Raw genomic sequence first — 2,994 nt, 5'->3', positions numbered from 1 at the left:
CCGCCGTGGGTCTGGCCGGCTGTTCATTTCAGCCTCTCTGGCTGACAAGAACTACTGTGCCGGGCCCGGATCAAGAACAAATCCTGCTCTTCCTCAGGAAATCATCAAGACTTTCAGCAGCCACACAGACCTCATGTGCAACACTTCTTGGGGCACATGAACGGCTGAATGGAGCACGACAATGCCAATGTGGTTGCAGGCCCTCACCTGGGGAACGTTTGCCGGCGGGGCCTTGGTCCTTGGGTCGGGTATCGCGTGGATCTGGAAAGTACCGCCCAAAATCGTGTCCACAGTGATGGCCTTCGGGGCCGGGGTATTGATCTCTGCCTTGGCTTTCGAACTGGTGGACGAAGCCGTGGAAGGCGGCGGGCTGCTCCCTACAGTCCTGGGCTTTCTCCTGGGCGCCCTGGTCTTTGTGGGTTCCAACGCCCTGCTTGCCCGCGCCGGCGCCAAGCATCGCAAGCGCTCGGGCGGCGCTCAGCCCTCAGAAAAGGACTCCCCTGGAAGCGGGACCGCCATCGCAGTGGGTGCCCTCATTGATGGCATTCCGGAATCAGTGGTCCTGGGCGTCGGCCTCCTCGCCGGAGGGGCAGTCAGCCCGGCCATGCTCGCCGCCGTCTTCATTTCGAATGTTCCGGAGGGCCTCTCCAGCACAGCAGGCATGAAGAAGGCCGGACGCAGCCCCGCATACGTCTTTGGCACGTGGGCTGGCATTGCGGTGTTCAGCGGGCTTGCCGCACTCCTTGGGTACACCGCTCTGGAAAACGCTCCGGAGACCGTGATCGCGTTCATCACTGCCATCGCTGCAGGTGGAATCCTGGCCATGCTTGCCGACACCATGATTCCCGAGGCCTTTGAGGAGCACCACAACCTGACTGGGCTGACGGCCGCCGTCGGATTCCTGAGCGCCTTTACTATTCACCACATCGGCGGTTGAGCCGTCACGGGCAAAGTCCCTGCAAACTAGGGCAGTAGCCCAATCACCGGCAAGGCAACCGCCGTCGAGACGGCCATGGCCGCTGTGTTGCCGATGACCGGATGGAAGCCGGCCGGCAGCCGAGCGGACATTGCCCTGGCCAGAGGCGGTGCGAGGACAGCACCCACCACGGCGCCGCCCACCATCCCCGTCCAGGAGCCGCCATACGCGAGGACTGCCGCAGGAGCCACTGACACCACGGGCGCGTAGGTGGCAGCCCACCCGCCATCGCGGTACCAGCCCCGCCACAGCGTGACGCCGATGGCCGAGGTCAACGCTTGGGCAAACAGTATGTGCGGCAGCAGGCCCGTCCCGTACGACGGCAACAAGGGGTTCAGGACAAAGGCCACCGCCACAGCCAGGATCACACAGGCGGCGGCGAGCTCGTTGGCGAAGAAATGCGTTTCAGTGAAGTCCTTGAGCACCCTGCGGGCCGCCCAGGCGGCGTCGCCGGCCACGTTCCGGTTGCGGCTCGACGGCGGCGACCCAGGTAGCGTCGTCGGCCGAGGCTCCCGTAGGACAAGCCACGGCATCCGCCGCGCGACCAGGAACGAGATGACCGAACCCACCGACATTGCGAGGACGCTCCCAACCACGGCGGGCAAGCCGAGCGGCTCTGAGACGGCTGGTATGAACAACTTTGCCAGGGGTGTGGTGGTGGCTGCCCCAAGGACCGCGCCGGTGACGCAGGTCCGCCAACCCGCCCCGTACATAAGGACAAGGGCGGGTGCGACGCAAACGAAGGGCACGAACGTTGGCTGCCATCCGTCGTCGAGCATCCATCCGAACATCAGGTTGGACAGAAACAAACTCATGGACGCTGATGTCAGAACCCAAGGCCACAGGCCCGTCCCATAGCTGAGCGATCCCGCCCAGTTCGCACCTCGTCGGCCAGCCCACCACGCGGCCGTGGCGCCTGCGAGTAGTCCAAGCGCTGCGAGATCGGACTTGTAGAAGAGTGGCTCGGTCATGTCGCCCAGTAGCCAGCGCACGGCGGTCAACGGGGTGTCAACGGCGTCTTGCGGCCATCCAGCGCCGCCAGGACCAATCCGCGGCGAATGCTGCGCCAGCATGTGGAGGAGAAGTGCGAATATACCGACGATGGCCACCATTCCGAAGGCTCCCAAAGCGGTGCCGCCGGCGCTGTGTTCGTGGCGGGTTTCGCGGGGAGGTTCGGGCGACAATCCCGGTTTCGGGGTGGCATGGTCAGCTGCAAAAGAGTGCGTCATTGGTGGCCCTATGCGTGCGGAGTGGCGTGGCTTTGAGCAGCGTAACCGACCCTTGGATGTGGTCTGCAGTCGCCGTGCTACGGGAGAATTGTGACCCGCTTACCCGTAGTTGCCGTTCGACCGAAGGCACGCGCGCTTCGGCGAGGACGAATCGAGAATGGTGTTGTGGTCCTGCCGGGGATCAGTTTCCGGCCGGATGACAGCGGTCCAGCCCGCCGCGCGGAGCGCCTTTACCGGATGATTTTCGATCTCCCGCCCGCGTGATCATCGACCTGGCACTCAGCTACCCGGCCGGATAACCGTCTGAACGCAGCAAAGAGGCCCCGAGCTGCAGAAACTGCAACAGCGTCGGAGCCTCTTGGCGTTCAGGCAGGCAGTTACGCCTTCTTGCGCGTGAACAATCCCCAGATGATGAGGACCAGCAGCGCGCCGCCGATTGCGAGCAGCCATGTGGAAAGCGACCAGAACTCGTTGATGCCCACCTTGAAGAGCGCGCTACCGATCCAGCCACCCAGAACGGCGCCCACGACGCCGAGGAGGATGGTAGTGATCCAGCCGCCACCCTGCTTTCCGGGCATGATGGCCTTTGCGATGGCGCCGGCAATCAGACCCAAAATAATCCAACCGATGATTCCCATTTTTCATTCTCTCTTTCATAAAGGAGGCCCCAGTTCGGCACAAGGACGCATGCCGCTATCTGCCTGATTGTTGGCTACCAGCCGAGCCGTCGGAGCATTCCGACGGCTTGGCTGGCAGACGGCCTGCCGGCAGGGTCGGGGTCTGTCATGG

At 63.7% G+C, this 2,994-nt stretch carries 3 protein-coding genes; 1 reads left to right on the top strand and 2 read right to left on the bottom strand.

The features are described from left to right. The first annotated feature begins 181 nt into the window (after window positions 1-181). Entirely contained in the window at window positions 182-937 is a 756-nt protein-coding gene (locus tag A477_RS0118950) for a ZIP family metal transporter (RefSeq protein ID WP_026005766.1), read from the top strand. Between the two features lie 26 nt (window positions 938-963). Here the strand turns inward: A477_RS0118950 and A477_RS0118945 are convergent, their stop codons facing one another. Both A477_RS0118945 and A477_RS0118940 read right to left on the bottom strand, forming a co-directional pair. Next, complete coding sequence (locus A477_RS0118945) at window positions 964-2,205, bottom strand: hypothetical protein (protein ID WP_017200462.1); 1,242 nt, start codon at window positions 2,203-2,205, stop codon at window positions 964-966. Window positions 2,206-2,582: 377 nt separating this feature from the next. After that, window positions 2,583-2,843 carry a GlsB/YeaQ/YmgE family stress response membrane protein gene (locus A477_RS0118940; RefSeq protein ID WP_017200461.1) on the bottom strand — a complete coding sequence of 87 codons (261 nt, stop codon included), beginning with the start codon at window positions 2,841-2,843 and terminating at the stop codon, window positions 2,583-2,585. Window positions 2,844-2,994 lie beyond the last annotated feature (151 nt).

Source organism: Arthrobacter sp. M2012083, assembly GCF_000281065.1.
In the GTDB taxonomy this organism is placed as follows: domain Bacteria; phylum Actinomycetota; class Actinomycetes; order Actinomycetales; family Micrococcaceae; genus Arthrobacter.
The sequence above is the reverse complement of the archived record's forward strand: the minus strand, read 5'-3'. Positions and strand labels throughout refer to the sequence as shown.

Bases quoted from the DNA above. Each gene is read 5' to 3' on its own strand.
- A477_RS0118945 (WP_017200462.1), bottom strand. From the start codon at position 2,205: ATGACGCACTCTTTTGCAGCTGACCATGCCACCCCGAAACCGGGATTG.
- A477_RS0118950 (WP_026005766.1), top strand. From the start codon at position 182: ATGCCAATGTGGTTGCAGGCCCTCACCTGGGGAACGTTTGCCGGCGGG.
- A477_RS0118940 (WP_017200461.1), bottom strand. From the start codon at position 2,843: ATGGGAATCATCGGTTGGATTATTTTGGGTCTGATTGCCGGCGCCATC.